Origin of the sequence: Actinomadura sp. NPDC049382 (assembly GCF_040677125.1) — a bacterium.
In the GTDB taxonomy this organism is placed as follows: domain Bacteria; phylum Actinomycetota; class Actinomycetes; order Streptosporangiales; family Streptosporangiaceae; genus Spirillospora; species Spirillospora geliboluensis.
Map to the genome: position 1 here is coordinate 1 of NZ_JBFARO010000081.1, position 16,997 is coordinate 16,997.

Annotated in this window: 17 protein-coding genes; 7 read left to right on the forward strand and 10 right to left on the reverse strand. The window is 74.3% G+C overall.

Going from position 1 to position 16,997, the window contains the following annotated elements:
• Positions 1-107: 107 nt before the first annotated feature.
• Both AB0K34_RS32570 and AB0K34_RS32575 read left to right on the forward strand, forming a co-directional pair.
• Complete coding sequence (locus tag AB0K34_RS32570; RefSeq protein ID WP_138640496.1) at positions 108-1,247, forward strand: Gfo/Idh/MocA family oxidoreductase; 1,140 nt, start codon at positions 108-110, stop codon at positions 1,245-1,247.
• A 2-nt stretch (positions 1,248-1,249) separates the two neighbouring features.
• Positions 1,250-2,254 carry a sugar phosphate isomerase/epimerase family protein gene (locus tag AB0K34_RS32575; protein WP_364552846.1) on the forward strand — a complete coding sequence of 335 codons (1,005 nt, stop codon included), beginning with the start codon at positions 1,250-1,252 and terminating at the stop codon, positions 2,252-2,254.
• A gap of 8 nt (positions 2,255-2,262) precedes the next feature.
• On the opposite strand, the gene AB0K34_RS32580 is transcribed toward AB0K34_RS32575, so the two are convergent.
• Positions 2,263-2,958 carry a cupin domain-containing protein gene (locus AB0K34_RS32580; RefSeq protein WP_338072627.1) on the reverse strand — a complete coding sequence of 232 codons (696 nt, stop codon included), beginning with the start codon at positions 2,956-2,958 and terminating at the stop codon, positions 2,263-2,265.
• A gap of 2 nt (positions 2,959-2,960) precedes the next feature.
• Complete coding sequence (locus AB0K34_RS32585; protein WP_138640498.1) at positions 2,961-3,545, reverse strand: Uma2 family endonuclease; 585 nt, start codon at positions 3,543-3,545, stop codon at positions 2,961-2,963.
• A gap of 203 nt (positions 3,546-3,748) precedes the next feature.
• Between AB0K34_RS32585 and AB0K34_RS32590 the strand changes: the two genes are divergently transcribed.
• From AB0K34_RS32590 to AB0K34_RS32605, 4 genes are all read left to right on the forward strand, one after another.
• The gene (locus AB0K34_RS32590) at positions 3,749-4,303 is read left to right on the forward strand and encodes a DUF1707 domain-containing protein (RefSeq protein ID WP_138640499.1); all 555 of its coding nucleotides are present in this window, start codon (positions 3,749-3,751) and stop codon (positions 4,301-4,303) included.
• A 111-nt stretch (positions 4,304-4,414) separates the two neighbouring features.
• The gene (locus AB0K34_RS32595; RefSeq protein ID WP_364552847.1) at positions 4,415-6,898 is read left to right on the forward strand and encodes a hypothetical protein; all 2,484 of its coding nucleotides are present in this window, start codon (positions 4,415-4,417) and stop codon (positions 6,896-6,898) included.
• A gap of 81 nt (positions 6,899-6,979) precedes the next feature.
• Entirely contained in the window at positions 6,980-7,207 is a 228-nt protein-coding gene (locus tag AB0K34_RS32600) for a helix-turn-helix domain-containing protein (RefSeq protein WP_089328125.1), read from the forward strand.
• On the forward strand, positions 7,204-7,746 hold the full coding sequence (locus tag AB0K34_RS32605) for a Clp protease N-terminal domain-containing protein (RefSeq protein WP_364552849.1): 543 nt from the start codon (positions 7,204-7,206) through the stop codon (positions 7,744-7,746). Before AB0K34_RS32600 ends, AB0K34_RS32605 begins: the two co-directional genes overlap by 4 nt.
• Positions 7,747-7,999: 253 nt before the next feature.
• Here AB0K34_RS32605 and AB0K34_RS32610 read toward each other — a convergent pair whose 3' ends face one another.
• From AB0K34_RS32610 to AB0K34_RS32625, 4 genes are all read right to left on the reverse strand, one after another.
• Positions 8,000-8,185 carry a hypothetical protein gene (locus tag AB0K34_RS32610; RefSeq protein ID WP_138640502.1) on the reverse strand — a complete coding sequence of 62 codons (186 nt, stop codon included), beginning with the start codon at positions 8,183-8,185 and terminating at the stop codon, positions 8,000-8,002.
• A 126-nt stretch (positions 8,186-8,311) separates the two neighbouring features.
• Positions 8,312-10,183 carry an endonuclease/exonuclease/phosphatase gene (locus tag AB0K34_RS32615; RefSeq protein ID WP_364552850.1) on the reverse strand — a complete coding sequence of 624 codons (1,872 nt, stop codon included), beginning with the start codon at positions 10,181-10,183 and terminating at the stop codon, positions 8,312-8,314.
• 65 nt (positions 10,184-10,248) lie between these two features.
• The gene (locus AB0K34_RS32620) at positions 10,249-11,337 is read right to left on the reverse strand and encodes an alcohol dehydrogenase catalytic domain-containing protein (protein WP_364552852.1); all 1,089 of its coding nucleotides are present in this window, start codon (positions 11,335-11,337) and stop codon (positions 10,249-10,251) included.
• 63 nt (positions 11,338-11,400) lie between these two features.
• Positions 11,401-11,592, reverse strand: a complete 192-nt coding sequence (locus tag AB0K34_RS32625) for a ferredoxin (RefSeq protein ID WP_149264150.1) — start codon at positions 11,590-11,592, stop codon at positions 11,401-11,403.
• 161 nt (positions 11,593-11,753) lie between these two features.
• Here AB0K34_RS32625 and AB0K34_RS32630 point away from each other — a divergent pair, with 161 nt between their 5' ends.
• Positions 11,754-12,467 (forward strand): class I SAM-dependent methyltransferase, encoded by a 714-nt coding sequence (locus tag AB0K34_RS32630; RefSeq protein ID WP_364552853.1) that lies wholly within the window; start codon positions 11,754-11,756, stop codon positions 12,465-12,467.
• 24 nt (positions 12,468-12,491) lie between these two features.
• Here the strand turns inward: AB0K34_RS32630 and AB0K34_RS32635 are convergent, their stop codons facing one another.
• From AB0K34_RS32635 to AB0K34_RS32650, 4 genes are read right to left on the reverse strand one after another with little or no spacing between them, the layout of a single operon-like run.
• Entirely contained in the window at positions 12,492-13,607 is a 1,116-nt protein-coding gene (locus tag AB0K34_RS32635) for a prenyltransferase (RefSeq protein WP_364552855.1), read from the reverse strand.
• A complete protein-coding gene (locus AB0K34_RS32640) occupies positions 13,597-14,358 on the reverse strand; it encodes a class I SAM-dependent methyltransferase (RefSeq protein WP_364552879.1) in 762 nt (253 codons plus the stop codon). Before AB0K34_RS32640 ends, AB0K34_RS32635 begins: the two co-directional genes overlap by 11 nt.
• 41 nt (positions 14,359-14,399) lie before the next feature.
• Complete coding sequence (locus tag AB0K34_RS32645; protein WP_138639483.1) at positions 14,400-15,695, reverse strand: glycosyltransferase family 4 protein; 1,296 nt, start codon at positions 15,693-15,695, stop codon at positions 14,400-14,402.
• A 28-nt stretch (positions 15,696-15,723) separates the two neighbouring features.
• Positions 15,724-16,971: a cytochrome P450 gene (locus AB0K34_RS32650; protein WP_364552856.1), complete on the reverse strand. Its 1,248-nt coding sequence runs from the start codon at positions 16,969-16,971 to the stop codon at positions 15,724-15,726.
• Between the last annotated feature and the right edge of the window lie 26 nt (positions 16,972-16,997).

Consider the following 16,997-nt stretch of genomic DNA (forward strand, 5'->3'; position numbering starts at 1 on the left):
CCGCCGCCAGCTTGAACACGGCGAACCCGAGGTAGTAGAGACCGGGCGCGCCGGCCCCGGGGGGCCGGGGGCCGCCCCGGAAGACGACACAGAGAGGTGAGCTGAACATGACGACCGTCGGAGTCGGGATGGTCGGGCACGCGTTCATGGGACGCGCCCACTCCCAGGCGTGGCGCAGCGTCGGGCCGTTCTTCGGGCCGCCGCTGACGCCCGTCATGACCGCCCTGGCCGGACGCTCCGCCGACCGCGCCCGCGCCGCCGCCGCCGCGCTCGGCTGGGCGTCGATCGAGACCGACTGGAAGGAGTTGCTCCGCCGCGACGACGTCCAGCTCGTCGACATCTGCACGCCGGGCGACAGCCACGCCGAGATCGCGGTCGCCGCGCTGGACGCGGGCAAGCACGTGCTGTGCGAGAAGCCGCTCGCCAACTCCGTCGCGGAGGCCGAGGCGATGGCCGCCGCCGCGGACCGGGCGCGCGAGCGCGGCATCCGCTCGATGGTCGGGTTCAACTACCGGCGCGTCCCGGCGGTCACCCTCGCCCGGCGGCTGGTGGACGAGGGGCGCATCGGCACCGTCCGGCACGTCCGCGCGCAGTACCTCCAGGACTGGCTCGCCGACCCGGCGGCGCCGTTCACCTGGCGGATGGACCGCGACAAGGCCGGGTCCGGGTCGCTCGGCGACATCGGCGCGCACATCATCGACACCGCGCAGTTCATCACCGGGCAGTCGCTCGTCGGCGTGTCGGCGCTGATGGACACCTTCGTCCCGGAGCGCCCCGTGCCCGGCGGCGGCACCGCGCGGGTCACTGTGGACGACGCCGCGCTGTTCATCGGGCGCACCGACGGCGGCGCGCTCGCCTCGTTCGAGGCGACCCGGTTCGCCACCGGCCGCAAGAACTCGCTGCGCATCGAGGTCAGCGGCTCGTCCGGCGCGCTGTCGTTCGACCTGGAGTCGCTCAACGAACTGTGGTTCTACGACCGGACGGAGGACGACGCGACCGCCGGGTTCCGCCGGATCGTCGTCACCGAGCCCGTCCACCCGTACGCCGGGCACTGGTGGCCGCCCGGCCACATGCTCGGCTACGAGCACACCTTCACCCACCAGATGGCCGACCTGCTCACCGCCATCGCGGACGGCACCGACCCGCGGCCGTCGTTCGCGGACGGGCTGCAGGTGCAGCGCGTCCTCGCCGCGGTCGCCGACAGCGCGGCGTCCCGCTGCTGGGTCGACGTCGAAGGGAGCGCATGACCATGGCACGACCGATCACCCTGTTCACCGGCCAGTGGGCGGACCTGCCGTTCGAGGAGGTCTGCCGGCTCGCGTCCGGCTGGGGCTACGAGGGCCTGGAGATCGCCTGCTGGGGCGACCACTTCGAGGTCGACAAGGCCCTCGCCGACGACTCCTACATCCCGCGCAAGCTGGAGACGCTCGCCAAGCACGACCTGAAGGTGTGGGCGATCTCCAACCACCTCGTCGGGCAGGCCGTCTGCGACAACCCCGACGAGCGGCACAAGGCCATCCTGCCCGAGCGGATCTGGGGCGACGGCGAGGCCGAGGGCGTCCGGCGGCGCGCCGCCGAGGAGATCAAGGACACCGCGCGGGCCGCCGCCAAGCTCGGCGTGGACACCGTCGTCGGCTTCACCGGCTCGTCGATCTGGCACACGGTCGCGATGTTCCCGCCCACCCCCGACGCCATGGTGGAGCGCGGCTACGCCGACTTCGCCGAGCGCTGGAACCCGATCCTGGACGTGTTCGACGAGGCCGGCGTCCGGTTCGCGCACGAGGTCCACCCGAGCGAGATCGCCTACGACTACTGGACGACCGTCCGGACGCTGGAGGCGATCGGGCACCGCCCCGCGTTCGGGCTGAACTTCGACCCGTCCCACTTCGTGTGGCAGGAGCTCGACCCGGTCGGGTTCCTGTTCGACTTCCGCGACCGGATCTACCACGTCGACTGCAAGGACACCAAGGTCCGCACGGGCGACGGGCGGCGCGGGCGGCTGTCGTCGCACCTGCCGTGGGCGGACATGCGGCGCGGCTGGGACTTCATCTCCACCGGCCGCGGCGACGTGCCGTGGGAGGACGTGTTCCGCGCCCTCAACGCGATCGGCTACGACGGCCCGATCTCGGTCGAGTGGGAGGACGCCGGCATGGACCGCCTCCAGGGCGCGCCCGAGGCGCTGGAGTTCGTCCGCGCGCTGAACGCCATGACGCCGCCGGAGGGCGCGTTCGACGCCGCGTTCTCCTCGGACTGAGCGGGGGGTTACGGCAGGGCGCGGAAGTCGGCGAAGTCGAAGCCGGGGGAGACCACGCAGCTGACGAGGACCTCCTCGTCCCCGGCGGGGCGCGCGGCCTGCCACACGCCGGGCGGCACGACGGCCTGGGGGACCTGCCCGTCCGCCAGGCCGTCGCCGAGCACGACGGTCTCCGGGTCGCCGGACGGGCGCTCGCCGTCGCCGCCGAGCAGCAGCGCCAGCGGCCCGCCCCGGTGCCACAGCCACACCTCGGCGGACCGCACGGCGTGCCACATCGACTCCTCGCCGGGCGGCAGCAGGAAGTAGATGCCGGTCGCGCTCGCGCGCTCGCCCGGGTAGCCGTCCGGGACGAGGGAGACGCCCGACCGCCACGTCTCCCGGTACCAGCCGCCCTCGGGATGCGGCAGCAGGTCGAGCGCGGCGGCGGTGGCGGGCCGGTCGAGCAGCGCGACGTGCCGCCCGTCCGGGCCGCGCCGCAGGTAGCGGACGCGGGCCGCGGTCGTCGTGTCGACCGTCCCGCGCCCGGGCACCGCGCCGGGCGCGGGGTCGAGCTCGACGGCGACGACCTGCCCGCCGCCGGGGAACGCGTCGTCGGCGACGGCGAGCGCGGCCTCCTCCGGCGCCCACACCGCCCCCGCGTCGGAGAGGACGAAGCGCGGGCCGGCCGCGGCCCGCCAGGCGTCGAGCGTCGTGATCAGCAGCACGGTCAGTCCATTTCGGAGAGGCGGGCCGGGTCGAAGGCGATGGGGTAGGGGCGGTCGACGGCGAGCACCTCGCCCGAGCGCGCCCGGCCCGCCACCTCGTACTGGTCGTCCCTGAGTTCGAGCAGCGTGATGGTCGGGCGCGGCTCCAGGTCGACCAGCCAGTAGTGCGGGATGCCCGTCGCGGCGTACTCCTCGACCTTGCGGACGCGGTCGATCTGCTCGTTGACCGTCCGCGGCGTGACGACCTCGGCGACCAGGATGAGGTCGGGGCCGTAGTAGGTGCGGGTCTGGCGCTCCAGGGCGCTGCGGGCGACGTCGCGGGACACGGCGAAGACGTCGGGCTTGCGGATGCCGGACGGCGTCGTCACGTCCTGCGGGGCGCCGGCGATGTGGACGTCGGCGTCGGCCTGGCGCGCCGCGTCCTTGAGCACGGTCTTCAGCTGCTCGGCGGCGTGGTCGTGCCACAGGTCGCCGGGCAGCTCGTGCAGCCAGCCGTCGGCGAGCTCGTAGCGGCGGCCCTCCTCGGGAAGGGCGTCGAGATCGTACAGCGTGTACGGGCCGTGTGCGCGGCCGAGCGTCCCGCCCATGGATCGTCCCCCCTCTCCTCGATCTACGGGCGGTTCCGAATTTAGCGGACGGACGTCCGAAGCGGCCGCAAGCATGATCGCGCGTCGGGATGCGGCCGAATGTCTCGAACGCCGCGCGGCGGCGAGTTACGATGTATCGCGTTTGACCCTCCACGGGCTGGAGGGTGCAGGCTGCGGAGCGCCGGCCTCGAAGGAGAGATGCGATGAGCGTCGAACAGCATCCCGCACTGCGCGCCTCGGACCGCGACCGCGACGACATGCTCGTCCGGCTGCACACCGCCTTCGCCGAGGGGCGCCTCGACGAGCCCGAACTGGACGAGCGCATCGACCGCGTGCTCGCCGCGCGCACCCACGCCGACCTCGGGGCCGTGGCCGCCGACCTGCCGTCCGCCCGCGACGCCGCGCCCTGCCCCGGGACCGCGCCCGCCGGGCGGTTCCAGATCGCCTACAAGACCTCGGTCACCCGGGCCGGGCGGTGGCGGCTGCCCGAACGTTTCACGACCGTCGTCTACAAGGGGACGGGGACGCTCGACCTCCAGGCCGCCGAACTGGACGGCCCGGTCACGACGCTGCGGGTGCTCGCCTACAAGTCCACGGTGGAGATCATCGCGCCGCCCGGTGTCCGCGTGGAAGCGGACGGTGCTGGGGTCTCCACCGAGGTGCACGGCGATCCGCCGGCCGGCGCACCGGTCGTCCATGTCCGGGGTTATGCGTACAAGGGGGCTATCCGGGTGAAAGGTCTGATACGTCGGCTCTGAAGTGATAGAACGCTCCAGCGGCCCCATTGGCCGCCGTTCACGCGGATGTCGGTACACGGCGTCCCGTGGCGCGATTTGATGGTGGTCCGACAGGACCGTGAAGGAGCGCGTGTGACGGCGAGGACCCCGGAGCAGGACGAGGCCCCGCGGACGGCCGAGGAGGACCCGGCGGGCTCCCGCCAGGTCCGCCGCCGGCTGACGTTCGGCGTCGCCGGCGACATCGCCGACCTCCCGGCCGCCCTGTCGCCCTGGCAGCGCGCCTACGAGGCATGGCGGGCCGCCGGGCTGACCTGGGGGCACGGCGCCCCGCCCCGCGAGCGCGCGAAGCCGGCCGCGGCCCCCGAGCCCGCCGCGCCGAAGCCCGCGGCCAAGGCGCCGAAGGCGGCCAAGCCGCCCAGGCCGAAGCCCGCGAAGCCTGCGAAATCCGCGAAGCCCGCGAAGCCCGACCCCGGGGACGTGCTGGTCGCCGGCCCCCCGAAGCCCCTTCCGCCCACGCCGCAGAAGCCGGTGCTGTGGCGCCGCCTGCGGGTGCGCGCGGCCGTCGGGGTGGCGCTCGTGGTGGTCGCCGCGGGGACGATCGTCGTGGTGGCGCAGCGCGAGGACGCGCCCGCCGAGCCGGGCATTCCCGGCCCCGTCGCGGCGGACGGGATGTTCGCCCTCGACCCGGCCGCCGCGTCCGACGGCCTCGTCCAGGACCTCACCGCGGTCGCCTCCGCCGGAGCGACGATCGTCGCCGCCGGCACCGAGGGCACCGGCGCGCCCGCCGCCGCTCGGGCGCGCTTCCTGACCTCCACCGACGCGGGCCGCGCCTGGACGCTCGCCGAGATCCGCACGCCGGACGGCGCCGCGCCCGCGCCCGGCGAGGCGCCGCGCCTCGTCGCGGGCGCGGCCGGGCACTGGGCGGCGCTCGGCCGGACGCCCGCCGGCGCCGCGATCGCGTGGACGAGCAAGGACGCCAAGACCTGGAGCCGCCACCCGGCGGGCGCCGCGTTCACGCCGGCCGACCAGGTGACCGGCCTGGCCCGCACCGCCCAGGGCTTCCTGGCCGTCGGCGCGGCGAAGGGCCGCGCCGTCACCTGGGCCTCCGCCGACGGGCGGACCTGGCAGCGCGGCACCGTCCCGGCGGCCACCCGCCTCGACGCCGTGGCGGCGTCCGGCGGCGTCGTCGTGGCGCACGGCACGACCGCGAAGAAGGTCGTCAAGAAGCGGGGCCGCAAGAAGGTCACCCGGACGGTGGTCGGCGAAGGGCTCTGGCGTTCGGCGGACGGCGGCCGGACGTGGGCCGCCGCGACCGTCCCGCAGGCGCAGGGCTCCTACGGGCCCGCGAAGGGCCTGACGGCTGGTCCCGGCGGGTTCGCGGCCGTCCGCGAGGGCAGGCAGACGACCGGGAGCAAGAAGCGCCGGAAGACCACCCGGTTCGGGGTCGTGTTCACCTCGCCGGACGGCCTCAAGTGGCAGGCGGTGAGCCGCTTCCCCGGCGGCGGCATCGAGCGGTTCGGCGGCACGCCGGACGGGCTCGCCGCCATCGTGCGCGGCGCGAAGGGCGCGCACACGATCCTGCGCAGCACCGACGGCCGTACCTGGCGGCCGGGCGGTAGCATCCCGGCGCCGGTGCGCGGCAGCGGGCTGACGGTCGCCGCCGGCGGCGCGCTCGCGGTCTCCGGGCGGCAGGGCGACGACGCCTACCTGCACGGTGTCGACCTGGACGCCGTGCCGGGCGCCGTCAATCCGGAGCGCTCGGTCAGGTCGATCGCCGCAAGCCCGGCGATGGCGGTAGCGGTGGGCAGCACCAACGGCGCGGCCGCCATCTGGACCGCCCCGGACGGCCTGCGCTGGGCGCGGGCCCAGGTTCCCCCCGGCCGGTGGCTGACGGACGCCGTGCACGGGAGCCGTGGCTGGGCGGCGGTAGGCCGCACCGCCGGGGCCGTGGCCGCACCTCTGGTGCTGACTTCGCAAGACGGCCAGGCGTGGCAGAAGGTCGCGTTCCCCGCCGGTCCGGTGCCGGTCGCCGTCGCCGCGGGCCCGTCCGGTTACGTCGCGGTGGGCCCCCGCACGGCCTGGCGCTCCGCCGACCTCCGCACCTGGAGCCGCGCGGTCCTCGACGGCGTTCCCGCCGACGTCGCGGCGGCGGACGGGGCGTACGTGGCGGTCGGCGCCCGCGGCAAGGCGCCCGCCATCTGGACGTCCCCGGACGGCGTGAAGTGGACGGCCGCCAAGCCGCCGCCCGCCTTCACCGCGCCCCTCACCGGGGTCGCCGCGCACGGCCGCACCCTCGTGGCGCTCTCCGCGTCCGCGACCGCGCTGGTCTCCACCGACGCCGGAGCGACCTGGACGCAGCGCAACCTCGGCCCCGGCCTGACCGCCGCCGCCGTCACCGCGACCCCGCAGGGCTTCGTCGTGACCGCGGACACCGGCGGCGACGCCGCCGTCCTCACCTCCCCGGACGGGACGACCTGGCGCCGCCTCGGCGTCGCCGGGCTGAGCGGGCACGGCGAGCAGCGGCTCACCGCGCTGACCACGCTGGGAGCGAATCTCCTCGCCACGGGCACCGACGAAGGCACCCCGACCCTCTGGCGCACCCCCGTCCCGAAGTAACGGCCCCCGAAATGGCGGCCCCGCCCGGACGATCTGTCAGCCTGGGCTGACAAATCTCGGATGTCAGCCTAGGCTGACGGCATGACGTCCGTGAGGGAGCTGGCGGAGGCCGCCGACAGCGCCGATCCCGCGGTGGGGCTCGCCGCCGTGGCGGCGCTGCGCAGGCTCACCGACGAGCTGGAGGCGCTGCACGTCCGCAACGCGCGTGCGCAGGGGTGGTCGTGGCAGGCCGTCGCCGCCGCGCTCGGCGTGCGGCGCCAGTCCGTCCACAAGAAGCACGCGGCACGGCTGAGCGGGGAGAGGCGATGACCATGCTCGACAGGTTCGCACCGGACGCGCGGCGCACGGTCGTGCGCGCCGGCCGGCTGGCGGTGGAGGCGGAGCGCGCGTACCTGAGCGACGCGTTCCTGCTCGCCGCGCTCGCCGACTCCCGTCCGGTCGGAGCCGCGCCCGAGGACGTCAGGGCGGCCGTCGGCGCGCGTCCCGGCCGGGACCGCGCACTGCTCGCGACCCTCGGCATCGACCTCGACGAGGTGCGCCGCCGGGTGAGCGAGGCAACGGCGGTGCGGCCGGACGACCCGGCGCTGTGGACGCTGCGGCGCGCGCCGCTGCGTCCGCTGCGGGTCGCGCTGGCAGGGCCGGGCGCCGCGATCGTGCTGGACGAGAGCGCCCGCAAGGCCGTCGAGGTGGCGTTCTGGGCCGCGCGCCGCGCGCGCCGGGCACACGCCGGCCTGGACGACCTGCTGTGGGGTCTGCTGGCCGACGGCGCCGGCGGGGCGGTGGGCGTCCTCCGGGACCTCGGCGTCGACCGGGGAGCGCTGTGGGCGGATCTCCGCCGGGCGGCTTAGCTGTGCCTACCGCGCCTAGGCGCGGATGCGCGTGCGGCTGCCGGGGCTAGCCGTTGCAGCCGCAGGAGCAGCCCTTCGCGCACGAGCATCCGCCGCCGTGTCCGCAACTGCAGTCTTTTTTCGTCATGGGCGGAAAGTAACCTCCTGGGCACTGCGCGGTCTATGACCCGGGCGCGATGTGCTCCTGTCTCCATGGACACGGGCCGTCCCGGTTGGCGGGGGACATGGGACGGCCCGTGCCCGGCCGGAGGGCTCAGAAGTCGATGTGGAAGTCGACGCCGAGCAGCACGAGGACCCACAGGAAGACGGCCAGCAGCGCGCTGACGACGCGCTGGACGAGGCTCTCGTCGATGTAGCCGCGGTCCCAGGCGATGAACACGCCGATGATGATGTAGATGAGGCCGAGCAGGCTGATGTGCGGCCTGTAACGGGTCGCCATGGAGGGTGTCTCCTCCCGGTGGGGGGTGTGACGAACCCTCGGTGCCCGGCCCGGTCGCGGAATAACACCGGCGGTATTCAGGGACATGCCGCGACGATCGTTTCGGCATCTCCCAAAATGGGGGTGCTACTTCCCGGACATGTCGATGCGGACCACCGTCGGGTCGCGCTCGCCCGCCCGGTCCGCGAACTCCGCGTTGCGGTGCACGATGTCGAACTCGTGCTTGCGCCTGCGCAGCGACGCGCTGAGCAGGATGTGGTCGAGGTCCTCGGAGTTGCCCGCCGTCACCGCGGTGTAGCGGTCGCCCGCCGGCAGCTCGGCGGGCAGGTCGGCGAGCCCGGCGCCGGGGGTGCGCCAGGCGCCCGTGGTGAGGGTGCGCAGCGGCGTGGACGTCCCGCGGTCGTTGAGGTCGCCCGCGACGATCACGCGCGCGTTCGCGTCCACCCTGCGGACCGAGTTCACGAAGCCGGTCACCGTGCGGGCCTGCGCGAAGCGGCGCCACTCGGTGGGCCGGGACGGCGGCTGCCGGCGGCCGAACAGCGGCTGGTCGTCGGCGGTGCTCGGGTACCACCGGTTCGCGATCACGATGAACCGGTGGCCGCGCCAGGTCAGCTCCCCGGCGAGCGGCTTCTGCGTGCCCGCCCAGGCGGCGTCGCGGGGCGCGATCCGGCCGGGGCTCAGCGTCAGCCCGGCGGTGCCGCCGCGCGGGACGGCCCGGACCGCGGTGACGGCCGGGTCGGGCCGGTCGGACGGCGCGTCCGGGATCGGATCGCCGGACGCGGGGCGGTCGACGAACGCCAGCCCCCGGTCGGTGCGGAACAGGAACCCGGACCGCTCGTTGTCGCCGTCCTCGCCGCCGTCGGCGTTGTCGCGCGGGTCCACCGAGCGCCAGTCGTAGGCGGGGCCGCCCGCCGCGCTGACCGCGGTGACGAGCTGCGCGACGGTCTGGTCGGTGGCGGTGGTGCCGTCGTCCTCGGGGCCGCTGTTGTCGCCGACCCCGCTGACCGCGATGAGGTCGGGGGAGCGCAGCCCGTGCACGATGTCGTCGGCGAGCGCGGCGAACCGGGCGGGCGGCGCGTCGGGGTGCAGCCCGTCGAGCGCGGCGGTCGCGACGGCCATCTCGCCGGGCCGCTGCGGGCGCGTCGTCTCCCGGGCCAGCGTGCCGGCGGCGCGCTTCGGGGTCGCGGTGAGCAGCAGCTTGTAGTCGCCGTAGGAGTAGTCGAGGACGCCGACGTTGACGCCGGGCAGCCGGTCGCCGACGTTCATGCCGGGCAGCGGCGCGAGCGCGTCGTCGAGGATGATCCGCTCGGGGTTGGCGTCGCGGTCGCGGAGCAGGATGCCGCCGCGCGCGGTCCGCGCGCCGGCGCCGGCGCCGTTCGCGGGCAGCACGGGCAGCTCGCCGTAGCGGGACGGGCCGACCGCGACGGCGTCGCCGATCGCGATCCGCATGCCTTCGAGCGCCTCGTAGAAGTCGAGGCCCTCGCGGCGCGGGTCGAACCCGCCGCCCCGCTCGACGTCGCCGTGCCCCCGGTCGATCACGGCGCCGGGCGCGCGGCGGCCGTGCGGGCCGCCGATGACGACCGGCGGCGGCAGCGGCGCCCCGTGCGCGGTGACGGTGACCGCGGTGGCGTCGATCTCGGTGCGGGTGAGGCCGCCGGAGGACGCGCCGTCCGGGCGGAACTCGCTGACCCTGCCGTCGACCCGGACCGCGTCGCCGACGGCGGCGCCCGGCCGGGTGCGGGTGAAGACGTAGACGCCCTCGGACGTCGCCGCGCTCCGGTCGGGATGCGGGTCCTGCATCCAGAACCCGTTCGTCGTCACCGCGGTCACGACGCCGGGGACGCGGGCGACCCTGGCGCCGTTCAGGGGCGAGACGTGCGCGGCGCCCTGGACGTCGTGGATGCGGACGGGGCGGGGGGCGGCGGAAGCGGGGGACGCGAGGGCGACGGGCGCGGCGAGCGCCGCCGCGGCCAGGACCGTCCCCAAACCGTGGATCACCCGAAGGATGATACGGGCGGGACGGCCCCGGCCGCGCCTCGTCGCGGTCTCCGCGGGCGCCGTTCTCAGTCGAACAGGACGACCTGGCGGATCACTTCGCCGTCGGCGAGCGCCCGGACGGCGTCGTTGAGGTCGCCGAAGCCGATCCGGCGGGTGATGAGGCCGTCGATGTCGAGCTTCCCGGCACGCCACAGGTCGACGAACATCGGGATGTCGCGCTTCAGGTCGCAGCCGCCGTACAGGGACGCCTTGAGGCTCTTGCCGTCGAACAGCAGCGCGAACGCGGTCTGGCTCCAGCTGTCGTCGGCGGCGCCCGCGCCGACCACGATGACGTCGCCGCCGCGCCGGGTGGCGTTCCACGCCGTGGTGATCGCCGCGGACTTGCCGACGACCTCGAAGACGTAGTCGAAGCCCGCGCCGCCGGTGAGCAGCCCCTTGGCCTCGTCCAGGCCGTCCAGCGTCGCGGTGTGCGTGGCGCCGAACCGCTCGGCGACCGGGTGCTTGGCCTCGTTCGGGTCGATCGCCAGGATCGCGGACGCGCCGGCGATCTTGGCGCCCTGGATCACGGAGAGCCCGACGCCGCCCGCGCCGACGACCGCGACCGTGCTGCCCGGCGCGACCTTCGCCGTGTTGAACACGGCGCCGACCCCGGTCGGGATGCCGCAGCCGAGCAGGGCGGCGTACTCGAACGGGATGTCCTCGGCCACCTTGATGACGCCGCGCCGGGGGAGCACGATCTCCTCGGCCCAGGTGCCGGTGCCCGCCATGCCGAACGCGGGGCTGCCGTCTCCGAGCCGGAAGGCCGGCTCGCTGAACGACTGCGCGAGGTAGGTCATGCAGAGGTACGGCTCGCCGCGCAGGCACTCGGCGCACTCGCCGCAGTCCGGGGTCCAGTTGACGACGACGTGGTCGCCGGGCCGGACGCCGGTCACCCGGTCGCCGACCTCCGCCACGACGCCGGCGCCCTCGTGCCCGATGACGGTCGGCAGCGCCGACGGCAGCACGCCGCTCATGGTGGAAAGGTCCGAATGGCAGACCCCCGTCGCCTTGATCTTGACCTTGACCTGGTCGGGACCCGGATCGATCGTCGAGACGTCGTCGCGCAGGTCGAGTTCCTTGTCGCCGACCGCATGCAGGACCGCGGCACGTGCCATGGCTGCCTCCACATTGAGGAGAGGAAAGGGGGAGAGGGGACGGGGGACGGGGGCGGGGGGCGGCTACTCCTCCAGCGTCAGCGCGGCCTTGGGGCACGACCGCACGGCGTGCCGGACGCGGTCCTGCTCCTCGGCCGGGACGTCCGGCTGGAGGATCTGGAGCTCGTCGTCGTCGTTCAGGTCGAAGACCTCCGGTGCGAGCCCGACGCACACGGCGTTCGCCTCGCACACCAGCGGGTCGACTCGTACTCTCATCGTTTCTCCGTTCCGGGGTTCGCCGTGACCGCCAACCTACCGAACCAGGTTCGGAAAAGGGCGGCCACCCCGAAAGTAGAACACGTTCCAGTCTGGCTGGGCAAGACTGGCGTCTCGCGGTCCGGAGCACGGATAGTAGGGTGCCCCGACGGAGGAGATCGATGACCCACAGCAAGGCGTCCACCGACCCGGGGACGACCCCCCACGCCGCCCGCGAGATGCCCTCGGACCTGCTGCGCGCCGCGCGCACGGCCAAGGGCTTCATGCCGGACGACGAGGGCCGCGCGCTCTACGAGACGGCCCTCGCCTACGGGGCCCGCCTCGCGGCGACCGGCCCCCTGCTCGAAGTCGGCACCTACTGCGGCAAGTCCGCCGTCTACCTGGGCGCCGCCGCCCGGGCGGCGGGGACGGTCCTGGTCACCGTCGACCACCACCACGGCTCGGAGGAGAACCAGGCGGGCTGGGAGCACCACGACCCGTCCCTGGTCGACCCGAGCACCGGCCGCATGGACACGCTGCCCACCTTCCGCAAGACGATCGGCGCCGCCGGCCTGGAGGACGAGGTCGTCGCCATCGTCGGGCAGTCGCGCACCGTGTCGGCCTTCTGGCGGACGCCCCTGGCGCTGCTGTTCATCGACGGCGGGCACGCCGAGGAGCACGCGCGGGGCGACTACGAGGGCTGGGCCCCGCACGTCGCCGCCGGCGGAGCCCTCGTCATCCACGACGTCTTCCCCGACCCGAAGGACGGCGGGCAGGCGCCCTACCACCTGTACCTGCGCGCGCTGGAGAGCGGCGCCTTCGAGGAGCGCCGGGAGGTGGGGTCGCTGCGCGTCCTGGAACGCGTCGGCGACGCCGACCCCCTCGGCGCCCCCTAGCCCGTCAAGCCGCGGTCGGCCGCCTCAGCCGCGGCCGGCCGCGGGAACGAGCGCGCACCCGCACGCCAGCGGATCGGACGCCTCCGAGGGCCCGAGGAGCCGTCCCGCGACCTCCTTGAAGATCCGGGAGCCGGGGGAGGCGTCCGCCAGCGCGTCGGCCGCGAGGATCACCGCCGCCGCCGTGTAGGTGGACCGGTCCCCCGGGAAGTGCCGCTCGTTCTCGAACTGCCAGCCCGTCCAGTACGAGCCGTCCTCGTGCCGCAGGTGCTGGATCGTCGTGAACAGCTCCAGCGCCCGGTCGCGGTCGCCGGCCGCGTCCAGCGCCAGCACCAGCTCGCAGCTCTCCGCCGCCGTCACCCACGGCTGGTCCGACACGCACCGGCAGCCGAGGCCCGGCACCACGAACGTGTCCCAGCCCTCGGCGAACCGCCGCGCCGCGTCCGCGCCGCGGACCGGGCCGCCGAGCACCGGGTAGTACCAGTCCATCGACCAGCGGCTCTTGTCGGCGAACGCCTCCGGGTGCGCGGCCACCACGTGGCCGAGCTGGTCGGCGGCGAGCTCCCACTCCGGCTGCGGCTCGCCGAGGTGCTCGGCCAGCGCGACCGCGCAGCGCAGCGACTGGTAGATCGACGAGCAGCCGGTCAGCAGCGCGTGGTCGGACGGCTCGCCGGTCTCGTGCCGGATCCAGATGATCTCCCCGCGCCGGGTGCGCAGCCCCAGCGTGAAGTCGATCGCCCGCCGGACCGCCGGCCACATGTGCCGCACGAAGCCCTCGTCGCCGGTGGACAGCAGCTCGTGCCAGACGCCCACCGCGAGGTAGGCGGCGTGGTTGGACTCCCCGCCCGGCTCGGTGACCTCGCCCAGCACCCACTTGGCGGGCCAGGACCCGTCCGGCCGCTGGACGCTCCGCAGCCACTCGTAGGCGCGCCGCGCCTCCGCGCCGAACCCGGCGACGGTCAGCGCCATCGCCGCCTCGACGTGGTTCCAGGCGTCCACGTGGCCGGGCACGCCGCCGGTCGGCGAGAACCACGGGATGGCGCCGGACGCCTCCTGCTGCGCCGCGATGCTGCGCGCCGTGGCGACGATGTCGTCGGAGGTGAGGACGCCGGGGACCGAGGGCGGGACGGTCTCAGACCGCATCCGCCGTCTCCTTGGCCGGGGCCGCGGGCGTGCCCGGCGTCGCGGGCTTGGCGAAGTACACGACGACGCTCTTGCCGATCAGCGGGTTCATCACCCGCTCGGCGAGCCGCGTCGCCAGCGGGCGCTTCATGATGTCCCACACCAGGATCTGGTGGTAGGCCTTGGCGAGCGGGTTGCCGTCGTTGTCCACGCCGACCGCGCACTTGATCCACCAGTACGGGGCGTGCAGGCCGTGCGCGTGGTGGTGGCTGCCGACCCGGAAGCCGACCGACTTCAGCTTGGCCTCCAGCTCGGCGCGGGTGTAGATCCGCACGTGCCCGCCGGGCGCGGTGTGGTAGTCCTCCGAGAGCGCCCAGCACACCCGCTCGGGCAGCCAGCTCGGCACCGTCACCGCGAGCTTCCCGCCCGGCTTCAGGACGCGCAGCAGCTCCCGCATCGCCCGCATGTCGTCGGGGATGTGCTCCAGCACCTCGGACGCGATGATCGCGTCGAAGTGGTCGTCGGGGAACGGCAGGTCGAGCGCGTCACCCTGCACGGTCTCGGCGGTCGCGTCGGCGGGCACCTCGTCGGCGAGGCGCATGGCCCCGAACATCGTCTCGACGCCCGCCAGCTCGTCGGCGTCCATGTCGAAGGCCACGACGTGCGCACCCCGGCGGTACAGCTCGAAGGCGTGCCGTCCGGCACCGCATCCCATGTCGAGGACGCGGTCTCCGGGGGTGACGCGGAACCGCTGGAAATCCACGGTCAGCAGGGTCGTGCTCCTTCCGTACAGGGGCGCCCGGCGGGCGTCCCCTACTTGCCCTTCGCGGCCAGCCGCAGGTAGTTCTGCTGGGCGATGGCCGCCCGGTAGTGCTCGACGGTGGCCTGTGCCACGGCCGGCCAGGCGAAACGCCGCTGGACGCGGGCGAGCCCCGCCGCACCGGCCTTCGCCCGCTCCTCGGCGGAGTCGTGCAGGCGGTGCAGGGTCGCGGCGAGCTCCTCGACGTCCCCGGGCGCGACCAGCACGCCCGCGTCGCCGACGACCTCGGGCAGCGCGCCGGCGCGGCTCGCGACCAGCGGCGTCCCGGACGCCATGTGCTCCACGGCGGGCAGCGAGAACCCCTCGTACCGGGAGGGGACGACGGCGATCTCCGCCGACGCGAGCAGCGCGCCGAGCTCGTCGTCGCTGATGCCGCTGACGAACTTCACGCGGTCGCCGAGGGCGAGGTCGCGCACGAGCTTCTCGGTCGGGCCGTCCTTCTGCGGCTTGCTGACGACCACGACGTGGACGTCCCGCTCGGTGGCGACCTTCGCGACCGCGCGCAGCAGCACGTCCACGCCCTTGATCGGCGCGTCGGCGCTGGCCATCGCCACGATCCGGCCGGGGACGCGCTCGCCGCGCGGGTGGAAGATGCGGGTGTCGACGCCGAGCGGCAGGATCTCGATGTCGCGCGGGTCGACCTTGAAGTCCTTGACGATGTCGACCTTGGACGACTCCGACACCGTCAGCACCGGGCCGATCCGCCGCGACACCTGGGCCTGCATCCCGACGAACCCGTACCAGCGGCGCTTGCCGAGCTTCTGCTTGATGCCGCGCGCGGCCTCCAGCTCGATCCGCCGGTCGACGCTGATCGGGTGGTGGATGCTCGTCACCAGCGGCAGCCCGAGCCCGCCGATGCCGAGGTTGCCGAGCCCGAGGACCTGGTTGTCGTGCACCACGTCGAAGTCGCGCCGGCGCCGCTTCAGCAGCCGCAGCGCGCGCAGCGAGAACGTCAGCGGCTCGGGGAAGCCGCCCGTCTTCATGTGCGCGAACTCCAGGACGTCGACCCAGTCGCGGAACTCGCGGAGGGCCGGGGTGCGGAAGGGGTCCTCGTCCCGGTACAGGTCCAGGCTCGGGAGCTTGGTGAGGACGATCTCCTCCCGGTCCAGCTCGGGGTACGGCTGGCCGGAGACCACCTCGACCGAGTGCCCGAGATCGACCAGCTCCCGGCTCAGATGCCGGAGGTAGACCCCCTGGCCGCCGCAGTGCGGCTTGCTCCGGTACGAGAGCAGGGCGACCCGGAGCGGTCCGTCCTGCGCTTGACCGCCCGCCTCGCCTGCCTCACCCACGCCAGCCCCTGCCCACGCACCACTCCCGTCAGTCGAGGGACGCCGGACGCACACGCACCGGCATCTCCTTTATGCCGTTGATGAAACTAGACCTTAGCCTGCGAACGTTACCGCTGAGTTCAATATTGGGCACGGCGTCCAAAAGTGTTTCGAAGAGCACACTCAGCTCGAGTCGGGCGAGGTGGGACCCCAGGCAGAAGTGGGGCCCGCCGCCGCCGAACCCGATGTGGGGGTTCGGGTCGCGGCCGACGTCGAAGGCCCAGGGGTCGGCGAACACGGCCTCGTCGCGGTTCGCCGAGGAGTAGAAGACGACGACCTTGTCGCCCTCCTTGATCTTCTTGCCGCGCAGCTCGGTGTCCCGGACGGCGGTCCGCCGGAACAGGTTGACCGGCGTGACCCAGCGGACGATCTCGTCCGCCGCCGTCCGCACCAGCGACCGGTCGGCCTTCAGCCGCTCCCACTGCTCGGGGTGCTCCAGCAGCGCGAGCATGCCGCCGGTCGCCGCGTTCCGGGTCGTCTCGTTCCCGGCGACCGACAGCAGCATCACGAACAGCTCGAACTCGTCGCCGGTGAGGACCTCGCCGCCGGCGTCCGGCTGGAGCAGCTTGGTGACGATGTCGTCGCGCGGGTTCTCCCGCCGGTCGGCGGCCAGCACGTTGGCGTAGGCGTACAGCTCCGTCGCCGCCGCCTGGCCCTCCTCCGGCGTCCGCTGGAACTCCGGGTCGTCCCCGCCGATCAGGGTGTTGGACCAGGTGAAGATCTTCTCCCGGTCCTCCGGCGGGGCGCCCAGCAGCTCGCAGATCACGTACAGCGGCAGCGGCGCCGCCAGGTCCCGGACGAAGTCGGCCCGCTCCCCGCGCTCGAGGGTCTCCCGGACGAGCCGCCGGCAGATGTCCCGGATGTGCTCCTCCAGCGCGCCGATCGCGCGCGGCGTGAACCCGCGGTTGACGATGCTCCGCTTGCGCGAGTGCTCCGGCGGGTCCTGGTTGAGCATCATCATCCGCTGGAGGACGAGGTGCTCCTCCGCCGGCTCGTCGAACAGCGCGAGCCGGCGCCACGAGGAGAACACCTCCGGGTGCCGGGACACGTGCACGACGTCCTCGTGCCGGGTGACGGCCCAGAACGGGGGGTAGTCCCGCTCCGGGTCGCCGTGGTGCCAGTGGACGGGGTCGTGCTCGCGCAGCCAGGTCAGCTGCTCGTGCGGGATGCCGCCGCGCTCGTACGCGCCGGGGTCGACCAGTTCGATGTCGGGGGTGGTCTCGGGGGTGGTGGTCATCGCCTCGAACCTCCTCGTCCGGAGAC